Annotated in this window: 16 protein-coding genes; 8 read left to right on the top strand and 8 right to left on the bottom strand. The window is 50.3% G+C overall.

Going from position 1 to position 15,780, the window contains the following annotated elements:
- Positions 1-14: 14 nt before the first annotated feature.
- Both hslR and yrfG read right to left on the bottom strand, forming a co-directional pair.
- Positions 15-395: a ribosome-associated heat shock protein Hsp15 gene (gene hslR, locus XMD564_RS05190; protein WP_173481746.1), complete on the bottom strand. Its 381-nt coding sequence runs from the start codon at positions 393-395 to the stop codon at positions 15-17.
- Entirely contained in the window at positions 392-1,054 is a 663-nt protein-coding gene (gene yrfG / locus XMD564_RS05185; RefSeq protein ID WP_173507954.1) for a GMP/IMP nucleotidase, read from the bottom strand. The genes hslR and yrfG overlap by 4 nt, the downstream gene beginning before the upstream one ends.
- Before the next feature lie 40 nt (positions 1,055-1,094).
- Here yrfG and nudE point away from each other — a divergent pair, with 40 nt between their 5' ends.
- Positions 1,095-1,640 (top strand): ADP compounds hydrolase NudE, encoded by a 546-nt coding sequence (gene nudE, locus XMD564_RS05180; RefSeq protein WP_173481744.1) that lies wholly within the window; start codon positions 1,095-1,097, stop codon positions 1,638-1,640.
- Here nudE and XMD564_RS05175 read toward each other — a convergent pair whose 3' ends face one another.
- Entirely contained in the window at positions 1,641-1,925 is a 285-nt protein-coding gene (locus XMD564_RS05175; RefSeq protein WP_173481743.1) for a hypothetical protein, read from the bottom strand.
- 214 nt (positions 1,926-2,139) lie between these two features.
- Here XMD564_RS05175 and XMD564_RS05170 point away from each other — a divergent pair, with 214 nt between their 5' ends.
- Entirely contained in the window at positions 2,140-2,724 is a 585-nt protein-coding gene (locus XMD564_RS05170) for a superoxide dismutase (RefSeq protein ID WP_173495331.1), read from the top strand.
- Positions 2,725-2,772: 48 nt separating this feature from the next.
- On the opposite strand, the gene XMD564_RS05165 is transcribed toward XMD564_RS05170, so the two are convergent.
- Positions 2,773-3,381 carry an arylesterase gene (locus tag XMD564_RS05165; protein WP_254443080.1) on the bottom strand — a complete coding sequence of 203 codons (609 nt, stop codon included), beginning with the start codon at positions 3,379-3,381 and terminating at the stop codon, positions 2,773-2,775.
- Between the two features lie 94 nt (positions 3,382-3,475).
- Between XMD564_RS05165 and XMD564_RS05160 the strand changes: the two genes are divergently transcribed.
- The 3 genes from XMD564_RS05160 (at position 3,476) to XMD564_RS11485 (ending at position 6,861) form a co-directional block, all read left to right on the top strand.
- Positions 3,476-4,159 carry an ABC transporter ATP-binding protein gene (locus XMD564_RS05160; protein WP_173484107.1) on the top strand — a complete coding sequence of 228 codons (684 nt, stop codon included), beginning with the start codon at positions 3,476-3,478 and terminating at the stop codon, positions 4,157-4,159.
- Positions 4,156-6,633 (top strand): ABC transporter permease, encoded by a 2,478-nt coding sequence (locus XMD564_RS05155; protein WP_173507953.1) that lies wholly within the window; start codon positions 4,156-4,158, stop codon positions 6,631-6,633. Before XMD564_RS05160 ends, XMD564_RS05155 begins: the two co-directional genes overlap by 4 nt.
- A gap of 105 nt (positions 6,634-6,738) precedes the next feature.
- The gene (locus XMD564_RS11485; protein WP_256368141.1) at positions 6,739-6,861 is read left to right on the top strand and encodes a hypothetical protein; all 123 of its coding nucleotides are present in this window, start codon (positions 6,739-6,741) and stop codon (positions 6,859-6,861) included.
- A gap of 60 nt (positions 6,862-6,921) precedes the next feature.
- Here the strand turns inward: XMD564_RS11485 and rpiA are convergent, their stop codons facing one another.
- Entirely contained in the window at positions 6,922-7,593 is a 672-nt protein-coding gene (gene rpiA, locus XMD564_RS05150) for a ribose-5-phosphate isomerase RpiA (protein WP_173482564.1), read from the bottom strand.
- Between the two features lie 127 nt (positions 7,594-7,720).
- Here rpiA and ilvA point away from each other — a divergent pair, with 127 nt between their 5' ends.
- A complete protein-coding gene (ilvA, locus tag XMD564_RS05145) occupies positions 7,721-9,235 on the top strand; it encodes a threonine ammonia-lyase, biosynthetic (protein WP_173481738.1) in 1,515 nt (504 codons plus the stop codon).
- 10 nt (positions 9,236-9,245) lie between these two features.
- Here the strand turns inward: ilvA and XMD564_RS05140 are convergent, their stop codons facing one another.
- From XMD564_RS05140 to XMD564_RS05130, 3 genes are all read right to left on the bottom strand, one after another.
- The gene (locus XMD564_RS05140) at positions 9,246-9,755 is read right to left on the bottom strand and encodes a hypothetical protein (protein ID WP_173481737.1); all 510 of its coding nucleotides are present in this window, start codon (positions 9,753-9,755) and stop codon (positions 9,246-9,248) included.
- Between the two features lie 69 nt (positions 9,756-9,824).
- Positions 9,825-11,186, bottom strand: a complete 1,362-nt coding sequence (locus XMD564_RS05135; protein WP_173507952.1) for a sigma-54 dependent transcriptional regulator — start codon at positions 11,184-11,186, stop codon at positions 9,825-9,827.
- Positions 11,183-13,453: an ATP-binding protein gene (locus XMD564_RS05130; RefSeq protein ID WP_173481735.1), complete on the bottom strand. Its 2,271-nt coding sequence runs from the start codon at positions 13,451-13,453 to the stop codon at positions 11,183-11,185. Before XMD564_RS05130 ends, XMD564_RS05135 begins: the two co-directional genes overlap by 4 nt.
- A gap of 165 nt (positions 13,454-13,618) precedes the next feature.
- Here XMD564_RS05130 and gshA point away from each other — a divergent pair, with 165 nt between their 5' ends.
- Together gshA and rsd are read left to right on the top strand one after the other, a co-directional pair.
- Positions 13,619-15,184 (top strand): glutamate--cysteine ligase, encoded by a 1,566-nt coding sequence (gene gshA / locus XMD564_RS05125; RefSeq protein ID WP_173481734.1) that lies wholly within the window; start codon positions 13,619-13,621, stop codon positions 15,182-15,184.
- Positions 15,185-15,256: 72 nt separating this feature from the next.
- Complete coding sequence (gene rsd / locus XMD564_RS05120; RefSeq protein ID WP_173481733.1) at positions 15,257-15,724, top strand: sigma D regulator; 468 nt, start codon at positions 15,257-15,259, stop codon at positions 15,722-15,724.
- Positions 15,725-15,780: the final 56 nt, after the last annotated feature.

Here is a 15,780-nt window from a genome sequence, read left to right as displayed (position 1 = left end):
GCAGGTTTCAGCTATCAATCTCGTAAATAACCTTTAACCCGCAACAACTCACGACGGCTCTTTTTATCCGGTCGTGCATCAGGCCCTGAGCCCAACTGCTTACGCATCGCAGCGTTCTCTTCGCGCTTATTGATACTGGCTTGAGTCTCAACGTAGAGTTTTTGAGCTTCTGGCGCGCCACGACGTTGATCAGAGAGTGCAACGATCTCGATCTCTTTCTCGTCGTAGCCCTGACGAATCTTAAGCTTGGCACCAATCTCAACCGCTTTACTGCACTTTGCTCTTTGCCCGTTGTAGTGCACCTTACCGCCTTCAATCATCTCTTTGGCAATGCCTCGGGTCTTGTAGAACCGGGCAGCCCAAAGCCACTTATCTAGACGGATACCGCTACTCATTCGTTTACCATTACCTCATTAAAATCATTGATCGACATAAAATCACAATCACTCATGTCGCGTGGGGGCATCTGCAGATCAGGCTGATCAATCGTTAGCAGATGCTTGATGCCGAAATCATGTGCGGACTGCAGAACCGGTAGACTGTCATCCACCATCAATGTACGCTCAGGGTCGAAGGGCTCATGCTTCATAAGAGTCTCCCAAAAGGCTTGCGACTCTTTCGGATAGCCATAGTCGTGTGAACTGATCACACCCTGCACCTCATCCGCTAAATTGGTACGAGAGAACTTTAAATCAACCCCTGCCCGATGCGAATTGGTGACAATCAGCACACGTCGACCACTCTGTTTAAGCCAAGCTAGAAACTCGGGCACAGAGTGGCGGTAGCCAATCCTATCGGCCACCTCGTGTTTTAGCTCAGCAATCGGTAGCTGAAAGCGCTCACTCCAGTAGTCAAAGCAGTACCAGTTTAATGTCCCCTGCTCTTCCATAATGTTCGACAGGATATATTTCTTAGCCTCTTCAACATCGATTTGGTGAATCTCTGCGTAACGAGCAGGCAGAAACTCAAGCCAGAAGTGTGAATCGAAGTGAAGATCCAACAGGGTGCCGTCCATATCTAAGAAGACGGTGTCTATCTCTTGCCATTGAAGCATAATCGGGGAACACTCTAGGAAACGTTATTTGGATACCAGTATGCCGATCAAACCGGAAATTTTGAAGGTCACTAAGCCAGAGAAGAGTGCACTGTTTCATGTCGAGCAGGTCGACCTTCGCTTCAGCAATGGTGAGGAGCGTCGATTTGAACGTCTGGCATCCAAGGGCCGAGGCGCCGTCATGGTGCTTGCCATCGATGCCCAACAGAACATCGTTCTGATTCGAGAGTATGCGACCGGCTTTGATGATTATGTCTTAACACTACCCAAAGGCGTGATCGATCCCGGCGAAGATGCCCTACAAGCAGCCAATCGAGAGCTTCAAGAGGAGGCTGGTTTTGCTGCCAATCAACTTCAGGTTATCCGGAATATGAGCGCGGTGCCCAACTACATGGGCAACTCACTGACGCTGGTTGTGGCGCAGGATCTTTATGAGAGTCGTTTAGAAGGTGATGAACCAGAGCCTCTGGAAGTTGTGAAATACCCACTGGCGGATATCGAGACACTGGCGATGCAGAGTGATTTTCATGAAGGCCGAGCCATTGCCGCACTGTTTCTGGTCAAGCAATGGCTTGCCGAGCAGTAGTTACTGATCCGCAGACTTACAGGCCAACGTACCAGCTGCAATAACGCGATCCACGCGCTCAGAAAAACCAGCATCAGACCGATCACTACGCAGAATGCGACCGACTTCCAAGTCGTCAAAGCGCTCGTGGACATAATCGGTTAGACAGCTGCAGCGCGCTTCAGAGGCACCTGACACCAGACAACCGTTCATAAACGGTTCGTAGGTTTTGGATCCAAAGTAGTTAACACGAACAATGTAGATGGCGCCCATAACAACGGCGATCCACAACAGAACCTTTGACATGCTTTAAGCCTTGTAAATGATCAAGATGGCCGCATTGTAATCAGAGGTGAACATAATTTCAGCTATCTTTAGTTGCAGATACGAAACAACCGAGTGATCTAAAGACATTACTTTTTGTGCCATTAATAGTCGGGCGAAAGGTGATATGATCGCATCCACTAACTTACCGCCAGGGTTTTTATGCCCTGACTAACTGAAATGATTGGAGCATAAAATGAGCTTTGAACTTCCAGCACTGCCATACGCAAAAGATGCACTAGAACCACACATCTCTGCTGAAACTCTAGAATTCCACCACGGCAAACACCACAACACTTACGTGGTTAAGCTAAACGGCCTAGTACCAGGTACTGAGTTTGAAGGTAAATCTCTAGAAGAGATCATCAAAACGGCACCAGCTGGCGGCGTATTCAACAACGCAGCACAGGTATGGAACCACACCTTCTACTGGAACTGCCTATCACCAAACGGTGGCGGTGAGCCAACAGGCGCTATTGCTGACGCGATCAGCGCTCAGTGGGGCTCTTTCGACAAGTTCAAAGAAGAGCTAAACGACAAAGCGGTTAACAACTTCGGTTCTTCATGGACTTGGTTGGTTAAAAACGCTGACGGTTCTTTAGAGATCGTAAACACTAGCAACGCAGGCACGCCAATGACTAACGGTCAAACAGCGATCCTGACTGTAGACCTTTGGGAACACGCTTACTACATCGATTACCGCAACGTACGTCCAGACTACCTAAACGGTTACTGGTCACTTGTGAACTGGGACTTTGCAAACGCAAACCTAGCGGCTTAATCAGTAGCCCGTCATTGAAAAGAGAGCTTCGGCTCTCTTTTTTATTGTCTACTGCACGCCTATTTCCGGTCCCACAACACTCATCACGGTCTCAAGAATGATCGGCTGAGCGACCGCTTTAGGGTGTAGGCCATCTGACTGCATCAGATCCCAATCGGTCGCCACGCCCTCTAACAGGAATGGCACGAGTGGTGCATCAAATGTTTCAGCCAGCTGGGGGAATAGATTAAAAAAAGCGCGGGTGTATCGTGGACCATAGTTGGGCGGTAGCTGAATACCAATCACAATCAGCTTTGCACCTGACTCAGTAATCTTACTGGCCAAAGCTTCAAGATTGGTTTGAATAATATTCAGAGGAGTACCGCGTAAACCGTCATTGGCTCCTAACTCAAGCAGGACCCATTTAGGTTCGTGTAGCTCTAACAGATCGGGAAGTCGCGCCAGCCCCCCGGCTGTGGTTTCACCACTGACACTGGCATTTAATAACGTCAGACCGGAACTTTCCAAACGCTGTTCCATCAACTCTACCCAACCTTCACCCGGGGTTAATCCATAACCGGCCGAGAGGCTATCTCCCAACACCATAATATCCGCTGCCTTAACCGGCAGCGCTAACCAAAAAGCGATGAATAAGTGCAGTATGAAATTCTTTAACAAAACGACCTCGAACCTTTAAAAGCGACGTAACAAACCCAAAATTAATAATAGTCGTAAGGGTATTAGAAGACTATTGGATCATTAAGAGGACACCATGACTAGCCGCTCCGTTCTACTTGAAGCAAAACAGCTGGGAAAACAGTTTAAGACCGGAAGCGGAACACTGGATCTGTTCGTCAATCTCAACCTAACCATTAATGCCGGGGAGACGATAGCGATCATCGGTAAATCTGGCGCCGGTAAATCGACGCTACTCAGTCTGCTTGCGGGGTTGGATACGGCCACCTCTGGGACAGTCGAATTTGAAGGCAAGCCTTTAGAGTCACTGTCGGATGCAGAACGAGCAAAACTCAGAGCCGATAAAATTGCCTTTATTTTCCAATCCTTTCACCTGCTGCCCGAGCTAACAGCACAGGACAACGTCGCACTACCCCTTGAGATTCGCCAGCAACCCAACGCGGAGTCGACAGCGTCAGAATGGCTACAAAACGTCGGGCTGGGTGATCGAACTGATCACTACCCTTCACAACTGTCCGGTGGCGAACAGCAACGCGTGGCGATAGCGCGTGCTTTTGCAGGCAACCCTGCCCTGCTCTTTGCCGATGAGCCTACCGGCAACCTCGATGAAGCGACAGGTCAACAGATCGTTGAACAACTCTTCTCATTGAACGAACAACAGGGCACAACGCTGATATTGATCACTCACGACCTTGAGCTAGCGAAACGCTGTCAGCGTCGAATTCAACTGAGTAATGGGGCTATCGAGGAGCTATCATGAGTTCTGCCATCCCCCGTATTGCAAGGCGTCAGCTGTGGGTCCAACTGCGGACCATTGAGTGGCGAGTATTAATCCTTGCGGCTCTACTCGCTGTGACACTGACCAGCTTTTTATCGATCGTCAGTGATCGTTTAGAGAGTGGCCTCCTCAGAGAGAGTGCCTCAGTGCTAGGGGCCGATCTAGTCGTTCGATCCAGTCGACCCATTAATGAACAACGCACGGACCTAGCTGAAGAGCTGGGGCTAACCACCACCCGAGTGATTCAATTCCCCACCATGGTCGGTGCTGGTGACAACCTCATCCTAAGCTCAGCCAAAGTAATCTCTGATCCCTACCCGCTCAGGGGAGAGGTGATTACTGATCCACCTATGCAAGTAGCGGTACCTGAGCCGGGAACCGCATGGGCTGAAGAGCGCATTATTGATCAACTAGGCCTGTCGATTGGCGACACTCTGCAGTTCGGTTACGCCGATCTAGTGCTTACCGCCAGGTTAAAGCAGTCCCCCGATAGAGGCAGCGGTTTCAACACACTCAACCCACATCTTCTGGTCAATCAGCAAGATCTTGAGAAGAGCGCGGTACTAGGTCCTGGCTCTAGAGCCGAGTTCCGTCTACTGATCAGTGGTGACAATGATCAGCTTAAAACGTACGAGGCACGTCTAAAACCGACGCTGGAGAACCACGAGCGGATACTGTCACTGATCAATGATCAACCGGTCACCGGTAACGCCCTCGCTAACGGTCTCTCCTATGTTCGTTTGAGTTCACTGACGACCCTACTGCTTGCATCACTGACCATTCTGTTGGCACTGCGTCGTTTCGGACATGCCCAGCAGAGTCGCAGCGCGCTCTTCTTAAGCATGGGGTTAACACCCAACGCCTTAGTAAGGCTCTATTTTTGGCAACTTGGCATAGCCGCAACCGTTATCGCAGTGATTGGCGGGATGGCTGGCGCTCTTCTCGCTGGCCTAGCCGATATCTGGCTATCCGGTCTGCTTCCACAAGCGCTCCCTAACGCGCAGTGGAGTAGCTACATAATAGGCCCTGCGTTGGGGTATGCGATGCTACTTCTACTCGGCATGCCTCCCGCACTGGAGCAGGCCAAGGTCCCAGTTGCACAGTTACTACGAAGCGACCAGACGAACACGACTCAAAAAGCGAGCTGGGGGCTCTACCTCATCAGTCTGGTACTGCTAAGCGCTGTCTTACTGCTATTTTTGGCGGCGCCTGCCGCTGCTGCGGTTTTACTGATCATGCTGGGTATCAGCGGCCTGCTGTTCGGTTGGTTGGCCCAACTGATTTTGCATAGCCTCGGGCGTTTTTTAGCTAACCGCCTTGCCCTTGGGCGTTTGCTCACCATGCGTTTGCGCCAGCAACGTAAATGGCACCGATTACAAGCGGGTGTCATGGTTCTGTTACTGATGTTGTTGAGCGTTATCTGGGTGGCTCGTCAGGACTTAGTCAAAGAGTGGCAAGCGCAATTCCCTGAAGACGTGCCGAACTACTTCTTAATCAATATCCAGGAGTGGCAAAAGCCAGGGGTCGATCAGTTTTTGGCAGATCGCGACATTGATACCGAACTCTATCCCATGATACGCGGGCGATTAGTGGACCTTAACGATGCACCGATCAGACCTCAGCTAAACGAAGAGCAGTTAAAGGATAACTCTCTACGCCGTGAGTTAAACCTGACCTGGCGCCAGCAACCACCGGTGCATAACCAGATCATCCAAGGTGAGTGGTGGGATTCAGACTCTAGCGAGCACCAGATCTCAATCGAGCGGGACATGCTGGAGGATCTAGGGCTTAAACTGGGTGACAAGCTCGGCTTTGACGTCGGTGGCCAACCCGTCAGTGGTGTCATCACCAGTGTGCGTGAAGTGAAGTGGGAATCTTTCCAACCCAACTTCTACGTCATTTTCTCGCCAGCAGCACTGCAATCTTATCCGGGCACATGGATCACCAGCTTTAAACTGGCCGAGGAGCGCAAAGCACAAGCGAACGAACTGCTTCGCGAATTCCCGTCGTTAACCTTGATCGATATCGATCAACTGATGAAACAGCTCGCTGGCTGGTTAGAAAGACTCGCTGAAAGCTCGGCCTTTGTGTTGATTATGACGCTGGCGACTGGCCTTATTCTGGTCACTATCACCCTGCTCCAAGCATTAGAACAGCGTAAAACTGAGGTGGCACTGCTGCAAACATTAGGGGCAAGAGCGACTGAGACCAAACAGCTTGATCTCTTGGAGTTTGGTCTTTTGGGTCTGGTGTGTGGCTCACTCGCTGTGTTCAGTGCAGAGATCACCTTGGCAGCCATGAATCAGTTTTTGTTGAAGATACCGCTCTCTGCTCACTGGGAGCTGTGGCTCACTCTGCCAATACTGGCCAGTTTCGCGTTTATTGCGATAGCCAGTCTGCTGCGTGCTCCACTTAAGATAGAGCAGTGCTATGCCATTCTTAAATCCAATGGGTAATAACAACGGCTAATTCCACTATTGGAGTAGTGTTATTTTTCATTAAAGATGTGTAGAATTCGCTCAAATTTTGATCTACATCAACAAATTTGAGGGTTTAAAACCATGGCACACGACGAAAACTTCCGTGACAAATCTGGCTGGGGCTGGATCGCAATCAACCTAGTTGCTCTTGCTTGGATCACTATGCCAGTCAGCATCGCATTGACTCAGGTTGTTCAGTGGTAAGCCACTCAACCAACAAAAAAGGAGCCTAATGGCTCCTTTTTTTGGCTGTACTTTTCCGACTTAGACAGTCAGTGTCTCAACACCCTCTGGCGTTGCCATCAGGACAAGGTCTGCAGGGCGCAGCGCAAACAGACCATTGGTGACAACACCCACCAAGTCGTTCAACTCTCGCTCTAGCCCTTTTGGATTGAGGATCTCCATATCGTGAACATCCAAGATGATGTTGCCATTATCGGTCACAAAGCCCTGGCGGTATTCAGGCTGCACACCCAGCTTCGCTAACTCACGAGCTACGTAAGAACGAGCCATCGGAATCACCTCTACCGGCAGAGGGAAAGCGCCCAATACATCAACCTGCTTAGACTGATCGACAATACAGACAAACTCTTTGGATGCTGCTGCGACAATCTTCTCGCGAGTCAACGCACCGCCGCCACCTTTGACTAGGTTTAAGTGTGGATCGAACTCATCGGCGCCATCGACGTAGACCTCAATACCTGAGACTGAGTTCAAATCAACCACTTCAATGCCATGTGAGCGCAGACGCTCGGCAGAAGCTTCCGAGCTGGCCACGGCCGATTCAAATGCACCTTTGTGTGCTGCCAATGCATCAATAAAGCAGTTAGCCGTAGAGCCGGTTCCGATACCAATCACCGAATCCGCTTTTAATTTTGGCAATACATAATCCAGTGCCGCTTGTGCGACCGCCTGTTTCATTTCGTCTTGAGTCATCAATCCATCTCTAAACAGTCAATTTTCGGGTGTTTTAGCAGCCATTTGCCTGGCTATCTAGACGCAATAGCAGTGAGTCTATACCATTTGCATCCATATTTCTTAAGCAAAACAGCTCTTGATCACTATGCAGCGATACATACGAAAAATTCTTGAAGCGCGTGTTTATGACGTAGCCGTCGAAACCGCACTGGATGACGCACCCGGTTTGTCCGAGCGCACAGGCAACAAAGTCCTACTAAAACGTGAGGATGAACAACCTGTCTACTCGTTCAAAATTCGTGGTGCCTACAACCGTATGGCTCAGCTGACCGATGAAGAGAAGGCGCGCGGTGTTATTACTGCATCCGCCGGCAACCACGCTCAAGGCGTTGCAAATGCGGCTAAATACCTTGGTATTAAAGCGACCATTGTCATGCCCAAAACTACGCCAGACGTGAAAGTCACCAACGTGCGTCGCTTGGGCGGAAAAGCGGTTCTGCACGGTGATGCCTTTGACGATGCGCGCCAGCATGCTGCCAAACTAGAGCAAGAGAAAGGCTTAACGTACATCCCGCCCTACGATGACCCCGATGTCATTGCAGGACAGGGTACCGTTGCGATGGAGATGTTGCGCCAGCATACTGGCCCCATCGAGGCGATCTTTGTACCGGTCGGCGGTGGCGGCTTAATTGCCGGCGTGGCGGCTTACGTAAAATACCTTCGACCCGAGACCAAGATCATTGGCGTTGAATCGGATGAGTCCGCGTGTCTTGCACTGGCTATGGAGAAGGGTCGTCGTGCCACACTGCCACAAGTTGGCATCTTTGCGGACGGTGTCGCCGTAGCTCAGATCGGTAAGCACACTTGGGAAATATGTAAAGATCATGTCGATGAAGTGATCACCGTCAGCGTGGATGAGATCTGTGCGGCCATTAAAGATATCTTTGACGATACCCGTGCGGTGTCAGAACCCGCAGGTGCCCTAGCGGTTGCCGGCCTCAAACGCTATGTCGAGCGCGAGCAGTGCACCGGCAAAAATCTAATCGCCATCAACTCAGGGGCCAACGTAAACTTTGATCGTCTGCGTCATGTTGCTGAGCGTTCAGAGATCGGTGAAAAACGTGAGTTATTAATAGCGGCCAAAATCCCAGAGCGACCAGGTGCCTTTAAGCAGTTCTGTAAAACGCTGGGGAATCGCAACATCACTGAGTTCAACTACCGCTATAGCGACAGCGATGCGGCCGTGGTGTTTGCCGGTGTTCAAATCCGAAAAAACAACGATGGTCGCGAAGAGTTACTGGCCGAACTTAACGACGCATTAGATGAAGTGACAGACCTTACCGATAACGAGGTGGCAAAAAGTCATATTCGCTATATGGTTGGCGGTCACAAGCCTGATGCCTGTGGTGACGAAGCGCTCTTCCGCTTTGAATTTCCAGAGCGTCCAGGCGCGTTGATGAAGTTCCTAAATACTCTGGGTGGGCGTTGGAATATCTCAATGTTCCACTACCGCAACCACGGCGCTGCCTATGGACGCGTTTTAGTGGGTATGGAAGTGCCTAAGAAAGAGCGTTCTGAAGTGCGTAAGTATTTAGACGAGTTGGGCTACACCTGGTTTGAAGAGACCACCAACCCAGCCTACCAGCTCTTCCTAGGTTAACCGAAAAACATCAGTGGTGTTCTGGGGTCTCGGGTGAGACGTCGAACACCTCTTTAGTTAGCGCTTTCATTCCGTATACCAGCAACGAAATAGTTCCCCAGGTCAGACCCAGTACGACACCAGCATCGACAATGCCGCGCCAAGGTTGCGGGATAGAGTGCACCACAATGATCAACACAATGATAAATGTGGTCAGTGAATAGCTGACGATTTTGCGCTTCTTAGTGGTATGAAAGAACCCCATGCAAAAGAGCGGTGCGAGTACCAAACGCGCAGGCGTCACATGGTGACGAAGGTATCGCGCTCGAGCAGCGGCACGAGGTGAAAAGTTTTGCTGGAAGCCGCGATATCCCTCGGCAAAGCCCATAAAGACCAACGAGAAAGCCAGTGCCACCCAATGGCCAAAACTCAATTCAGCAAACGGAAGTTCCAAAGCCATAGGTGCTAAGCGATAGATTGCACTGCTCAACAGAGCAACAACGCCAACAATACCCCAAACAGCTGCAATTGAACCCAACATAGAGAGTCGCCTTATATTCAAACAAGCGGGCAAGTATAACGAATAGTCAGGTCCTGACAACCGGGTGCGTTATTTGTAGTCCGCTTTATCAAGACCGTACTTACGCATTTTGTCAGAGAGGGTTTTTCTAGGTAGACCCAAAGCGGCCAGCGTCTCTTTGATTGAGCCGGCATGACGAGCCAATTCGGTTTGAATCAACGTTTTCTCAAAGTACTCAACGCGATCAGGTAGGCTCATAGTGGTGTTCTGATTACTCTCCAACTCGCCCGCTTCCCCACAATTGAGCTCACCGAGCAGCACAAAACGCTCCGCCACATTGCGCAGCTCACGCACGTTACCTGGCCAATCATAGGCGACAAGTTGCTGAATCTGCTCCGGTGTTAGCGGTTCGACTTCACGGCCAAACTGACCTGAGGCGACCAGAGCAAAGTGTTTAAACAGCAAAGGGATATCTTCGCGGCGTTCCCTAAGGGCGGGTAGATCGACTCGAACGACATTGAGTCGATAGTAGAGATCCTCTCGGAAATCGCCCTGGTCGGCCGCTTCACGCAGGTCCACTTTAGAGGCGGCGATGACTCTTAAGTCCAGTGAAATAGGGTCGTTCGAACCTAAACGCTCAATGACACGCTCTTCCAACACACGCAGCAGTTTAATCTGCAAAGAGATCGACATGCTTTCGATCTCGTCTAAGAACAGTGTTCCACCTTGAGCATGCTCTAACTTACCAATTCGACGATTTTTGGCGTCGGTAAAGGCGCCCGCCTCATGGCCAAAGAGTTCACTCTCAATTAGGTTTTCAGGAACCGCCCCACAGTTAATGGCGACAAAGTTGGCCCCGCGACGGCTGCTGTTTTCATGGATATAGCGAGCTAGCAGATCTTTACCCGCTCCGGTCTCACCGTGAATCAAAATATCCGCAGGGGTATCAGCAACCGCTCGAACAATATTACGCAGCTGTTGAATGCGCGGACTGGCGCCAATTAAACGAGGGCCTGCCGCGTTGTGAGTGGCTAGTTCCTCTTTAAGCGCTCGGTTTTCGAGAGTTAACGAGCGCTTTTCGATCGCACGACGTACGACATCAATCAGCAGCTCAGAGGCAAAGGGTTTTTCAATGAAATCGTAGGCGCCATCACGGATCGCCGTTACCTCCATAGAGATGTCGCCATGACCGGTAATAATGATGACCGGAATATCAGAATCGATGGCTTTGATCTTAGCCTGTAGCTCTAAACCGGTCATACCCGGCATGTTGATATCGGTGACGACAATCCCCGACCAACCTGAACTGATGATACCCAACGCCTTTTCAGCACGATCACAGGTCACCACAGAGTAACCTTCAAGCTCCAGCGTTTGCCCAGCCGAATCCAAGATGTAGGCGTCATCATCTACCAGTAATACTTGAATCTCGTCAGCTCTAGACTCTGTCACTCGGACTCCTTAGTTGCTTGTGCACTGGGTGGTTGAGCCCTATTTAGAAGAATACGAAACTCGGCGCCACCCTCGGGTAAGTTGTGGGCGCTAAGCATACCACCAAGCGACTCGACAATCCGCTGCGAAATAGAGAGACCAAGCCCCAAACCAAGCCCCTGCTCTTTTGTGGTAAAAAATGGTGTAAAGATCTGCTCTAACGCCTCATCACTTAAACCGGGTCCGGTATCGCATACAGAGATGGCGATCTGCTCCCCGAGAAACTCTGTACGAACCTGAATCTGCTTATCTTCACTCTGCTCCATCGCTTGAGCAGCGTTGTTGATCAGATTCACCATCACCTGCTCCATACGCAGAAGATCCGCTTTCAACCAAATTTGATCCGAGTTATCGGGCCAGGTGATCTCAACATTTTGACGCTCTAACTGCCCGTAAAGGATAGACATAGCCCCATCGCGCAGATCACGCAGCGACACACTACTCTGTTGCGGATCTTGCTTACGCGAGAACTCTTTCAGGGGGTGCAGTATGTTGGCCATTCGCTGCGTCAGATTGGCAATCTGCTGCAGATTGCTCGTGACTCGTTCTGCATTATTCAGTGTCTGAAACTTCAAGGCGTTATCGGCGTAATTGCGAATTGCCGTCAGTGGTTGATTCAACTCGTGGTTTATACCGGCTGACATCTGACCAATGGTCGCCAACTTAGCCGCCTGTACCAACTCGTTCTGAGTTAACTGGTGATTTTCGATCTCGGACAATAGCTTTTTGTTGGCGGCCTGAAGGTCCTGAGTACGCTCTGCAACACGACGTTCAAGCTCATTTTGTGCACGCTGTAAGGCCTGTAAATGCTCGCGACGTTCGGTGATATCAACCAAGGTGACAATCAGGTGATAACGGCCACTCTGCTCCATGTTACTGAGGGTCAGTTCAACCGGGATAACGCTACCATTAGCGTTGAGGCAATCCACCTCCAGCTTCAGATGCTGTTCACGGGTTGCGACCTCTAACTCAATATAGCGCTTCAGTAGTAACTGATCCTGCGGCGACAGTAGCTCATGAAACGGCTTGCCGATGATCTGATCCAAGCGATACCCCAGCAGTCTCTCCAGCACCGGATTAAAGTACTCAATCTTACCTTCTGTATCGATCAGAGAGAGGCCAACCTGAGTATTATTAATCACGCCTTCAATGCGCGCTTCCTGCTCTTTTCGAACTCGGCTTTCACGCTCAGTATAGCGCTGACGCTCAATGCGAATGCGGCGTCGCTGAAAGGCCACAAGACTGGCCAGAACGATCAACACACCCAGTATCGTGGTAATCAACTGCACCACCAATACGCGATCTTCAACCGTTTGCAGATTGGCGAGATGGCGAACGGTCAGACCAGTGTTAGAGATCTGGTCCGCCAACAGCAGATACTGTCGTGTGTCGAGCTCGGCCGATGCTGCAGGGTTGTCACTCTCATTGTGCAGCACAGTAATGATCTCAAACTGCTCATCCTCCACACTGCGTTTAGCAATATTCAAAGAATTAAGCGGCTGATCACCGTATCGAAGACTTTCGGCTATCCGCTTCATCTGCTCATCTGACAGCGGGCTGAGTGTCTTAAACATCCAATCTGGCTCGGTACTGATAACGATAACGCCATCCTCATCTGACACCATCACTTCGGTGGCCGGGTTGTTCCAGCGCTCTTCGATCTGATCCAAGTCGATCTTAACGACGACAACCCCAATGATTTCACCATTGCGGTGCATCGGGTGACTGAAGTAGTAGCCCCGTTTATTCGTCGTACTGCCCAAAGCAAAATAGCGCCCCGACTGCCCTTTCATGGCATCGGTGAAATAGGGCCTAAATGAGAAGTTCCGCCCAATAAAACTGGTCTCTTTAAACCAGTTGCTGGAGGCTCTGGTGTAGCCCGCACTGTCCATCACATAGATATCCAATGCATTGACCAGATCAACGGCTCGTTGCAGATAGAGATTCGCCTGCCCAACACGCTCCTCTTCGGCGCCAGTGACCGCATCAGCCAGTAATTCATGATCGGCTAACAGTTCGGGCAAGCTACGAAAACGATCCAGTCTCTGCTCCACTGACACTCGGTAACGATCAAGCTCACTGGAGGCCTGCTGATGCAGCTCCTCTAATGCCTGTTGACGGGTAAACAGGGTCAAGTAGATCAAAGAGACGACAAACAGCGTAAGCACACCTAGAATCACTTCGGGTCGGAAAGGTAAGAACTGTTTGGGCGTATAACGCTCGGGCATCGACTATCCTGTATAGGCGTTTTAAATAAACAGATATCGATTTTTCCACCTTGCAGGGCATCCCACAACCCCGATGTTGAATATGAAATTAAATCGTCTGCAATCCTCGTGGTTTCTGAAGGCTCTCTGATATACTTCGCCAACCAAGAGTAAGGAAGCTTCAAGGTGTTACAAGCAGTTAAAGAGAATCTGGATCGCCTCGTTGCAAGCGGTCATCAACATCTGTTGCGTGAGCTAGGTCACGGCATCGAGAAAGAGGCACTTCGAATCGACAGTGCCGGTCATATTGCCAAGACAGACCACCCCGCCGCGCTGGGTTCTACGCTGACCCATGGACAGATCACGACCGACTACTCTGAAGCTCTGATGGAGTTCATTACCGGAGTCAGCACCGATGTGCGCGACTCACTCAAAGAGCTGACCGAACTGCATCAATTCACCTACTCTTTACTAGGTCATGAATCGCTCTGGTGTGCCAGCATGCCCTGTGCGATCAAATCGGTAGATGACATACGCATTGCCGAATACGGCAGCTCCAACATTGGACAACTGAAGTACATCTATCGTGTGGGCCTTGAGCATCGTTACGGAAAGATGATGCAGACCATCGCAGGCATTCACTACAACTTCTCGATTTCGGAAGCCTTCTGGCCAGCGTGGAAACAGGTGTGCGACTCGGAACTTAGCGACCAAGATTTCGCCTCCGATCGTTACTTTGCACTGATTCGTAACTTCCGTCGTTACAGCTGGTTGCTGCTCTACCTGTTCGGTGCATCACCGGCTGTCAGCAAAGATTTCTTGCACTCTGTAGAGCACCACCTAGAGCCTCTCGACGATGATACCTATTACCTCCCCTACGCAACGTCACTGCGTATGAGTGATCTGGGCTATTCAAACAGAGCCCAAGAGGGGCTGAACGTCTGCTTCAACCATCTTGATACCTACTCAGACTCTCTTCAGGCTGCGATACACCAACCGCACCAACCCTATGAAGCGATTGGTATTAAAGTCGATGGCCAGTATCGCCAGCTCAACTCCAATGTGTTGCAGATTGAGAATGAGTACTACAGTGACATTCGTCCGAAACGCGTTGCCTTCAGCGGTGAAAAACCTGTCCACGCACTGATGGAACGAGGGGTTCAGTACATCGAAGTACGTAACACCGATATCAACCCACTGTTGCCGATTGGTATCGATCTGCAGCAGAGCCTCTTTATGGACGCCTTCCTGTTAACCTGTTTATTTGCAGGTGAGCAACTACTTACTAGCACTGAATGCGCTATGGTAGCTCACAACAAAGACAAGATTGTCTCTGAAGGGCGTCGCCCAGGTCTGATGCTTGAGACTCTTGAGGGCGAAGTGTCACGTGAGCAGTTTGCTCGCGACATCCTCGATCAGGTGACTCTGGTCGCTGAATTACTCGATCAGATCCACGGCGGAAATGCCTATCAACAAGCGGTTCAGAAACAGTATGAACTGGTAGCTGATCCGCAGCTGACTCCTTCAGCTAAAATTATTAGCGAGCTGAAATCGAGCTCACTCACCTTCCAACAGTGGACGCTCAAAATGGGACAGGTGCACCGCGAGACCCTGTCACGCGAACCGCTTGATCCAGCTGTTAAACATCGACTAACTGAAGAGGCTGAACAGTCACTGGCCAAACAGCGCGATGCTGAATCACAAGATGAAGCACCCTTTGATGAATTCCTTCAGCACTACCTAGCCTCCTAAGTGGAACTTAGTTATCACTTGCCAGCACTCTATCGATCGGCATAGACTGAAATCTCAATTGGAGGTTTTGTTATGTTAGAGAACTGCAAAGATGCTCGTGAACGCTGGGGCGGTGTCAGCACCATTATTGACCATTGGCTGGATGAACGTGCCGCGTTAATTCGAATTCTAATGGAAATTCCCCATACTCAAGTGGGCGAAGAGTTGGATGCGCGACTGGGTGAATTTTGCCAACTCTTGGTAGACTACCTCTCATCAGGACACTTTGAAGTTTACCAACAGCTGGTAGCAGAGGGAGAAGCCTTCAGCGATTCACAACTAGCAGAGGCTCAAGCACTCCTTCCCAAGATTCAGATTTCAACCGATCTTGCGCTCGATTTTAACGACCGTTTCTCTGATCTGCCTGCAGCGACCGTTGAAGATATCCGCTACTTCAGCGAACAGGTCTCTAAACTGGGCGAAGCCTTGGCTGATCGATTTGAGTTAGAGGATCAGATGATCGCCATGCTGCATGAGACACATCGCGAAGCCGTTAGCTAAATTTGCGGGACACTGAAACAAAAAAGGCTGCCCAAATGGCAGCCTCTTTTATATAT

Origin of the sequence: Marinobacterium sp. xm-d-564 (assembly GCF_013283345.1) — a bacterium.
GTDB lineage: Bacteria > Pseudomonadota > Gammaproteobacteria > Pseudomonadales > Balneatricaceae > Marinobacterium_E.
Note: the sequence above shows the minus strand (reverse complement) of the source record. Positions and strands in the feature narration are given on the sequence as shown.

Excerpts from the sequence above, each read along its gene's own strand:
- rpiA (WP_173482564.1), bottom strand. The coding sequence starts at position 7,593 with ATGACTCAAGACGAAATGAAACAGGCGGTCGCACAAGCGGCACTGGAT.
- yrfG (WP_173507954.1), bottom strand. The coding sequence starts at position 1,054 with ATGCTTCAATGGCAAGAGATAGACACCGTCTTCTTAGATATGGACGGC.
- nudE (WP_173481744.1), top strand. The coding sequence starts at position 1,095 with ATGCCGATCAAACCGGAAATTTTGAAGGTCACTAAGCCAGAGAAGAGT.
- XMD564_RS05170 (WP_173495331.1), top strand. The coding sequence starts at position 2,140 with ATGAGCTTTGAACTTCCAGCACTGCCATACGCAAAAGATGCACTAGAA.
- hslR (WP_173481746.1), bottom strand. The coding sequence starts at position 395 with ATGAGTAGCGGTATCCGTCTAGATAAGTGGCTTTGGGCTGCCCGGTTC.
- rsd (WP_173481733.1), top strand. The coding sequence starts at position 15,257 with ATGTTAGAGAACTGCAAAGATGCTCGTGAACGCTGGGGCGGTGTCAGC.
- XMD564_RS11485 (WP_256368141.1), top strand. The coding sequence starts at position 6,739 with ATGGCACACGACGAAAACTTCCGTGACAAATCTGGCTGGGGCTGGATC.
- XMD564_RS05160 (WP_173484107.1), top strand. The coding sequence starts at position 3,476 with ATGACTAGCCGCTCCGTTCTACTTGAAGCAAAACAGCTGGGAAAACAG.
- ilvA (WP_173481738.1), top strand. The coding sequence starts at position 7,721 with ATGCAGCGATACATACGAAAAATTCTTGAAGCGCGTGTTTATGACGTA.
- XMD564_RS05140 (WP_173481737.1), bottom strand. The coding sequence starts at position 9,755 with ATGTTGGGTTCAATTGCAGCTGTTTGGGGTATTGTTGGCGTTGTTGCT.
- XMD564_RS05175 (WP_173481743.1), bottom strand. The coding sequence starts at position 1,925 with ATGTCAAAGGTTCTGTTGTGGATCGCCGTTGTTATGGGCGCCATCTAC.
- XMD564_RS05155 (WP_173507953.1), top strand. The coding sequence starts at position 4,156 with ATGAGTTCTGCCATCCCCCGTATTGCAAGGCGTCAGCTGTGGGTCCAA.
- XMD564_RS05130 (WP_173481735.1), bottom strand. The coding sequence starts at position 13,453 with ATGCCCGAGCGTTATACGCCCAAACAGTTCTTACCTTTCCGACCCGAA.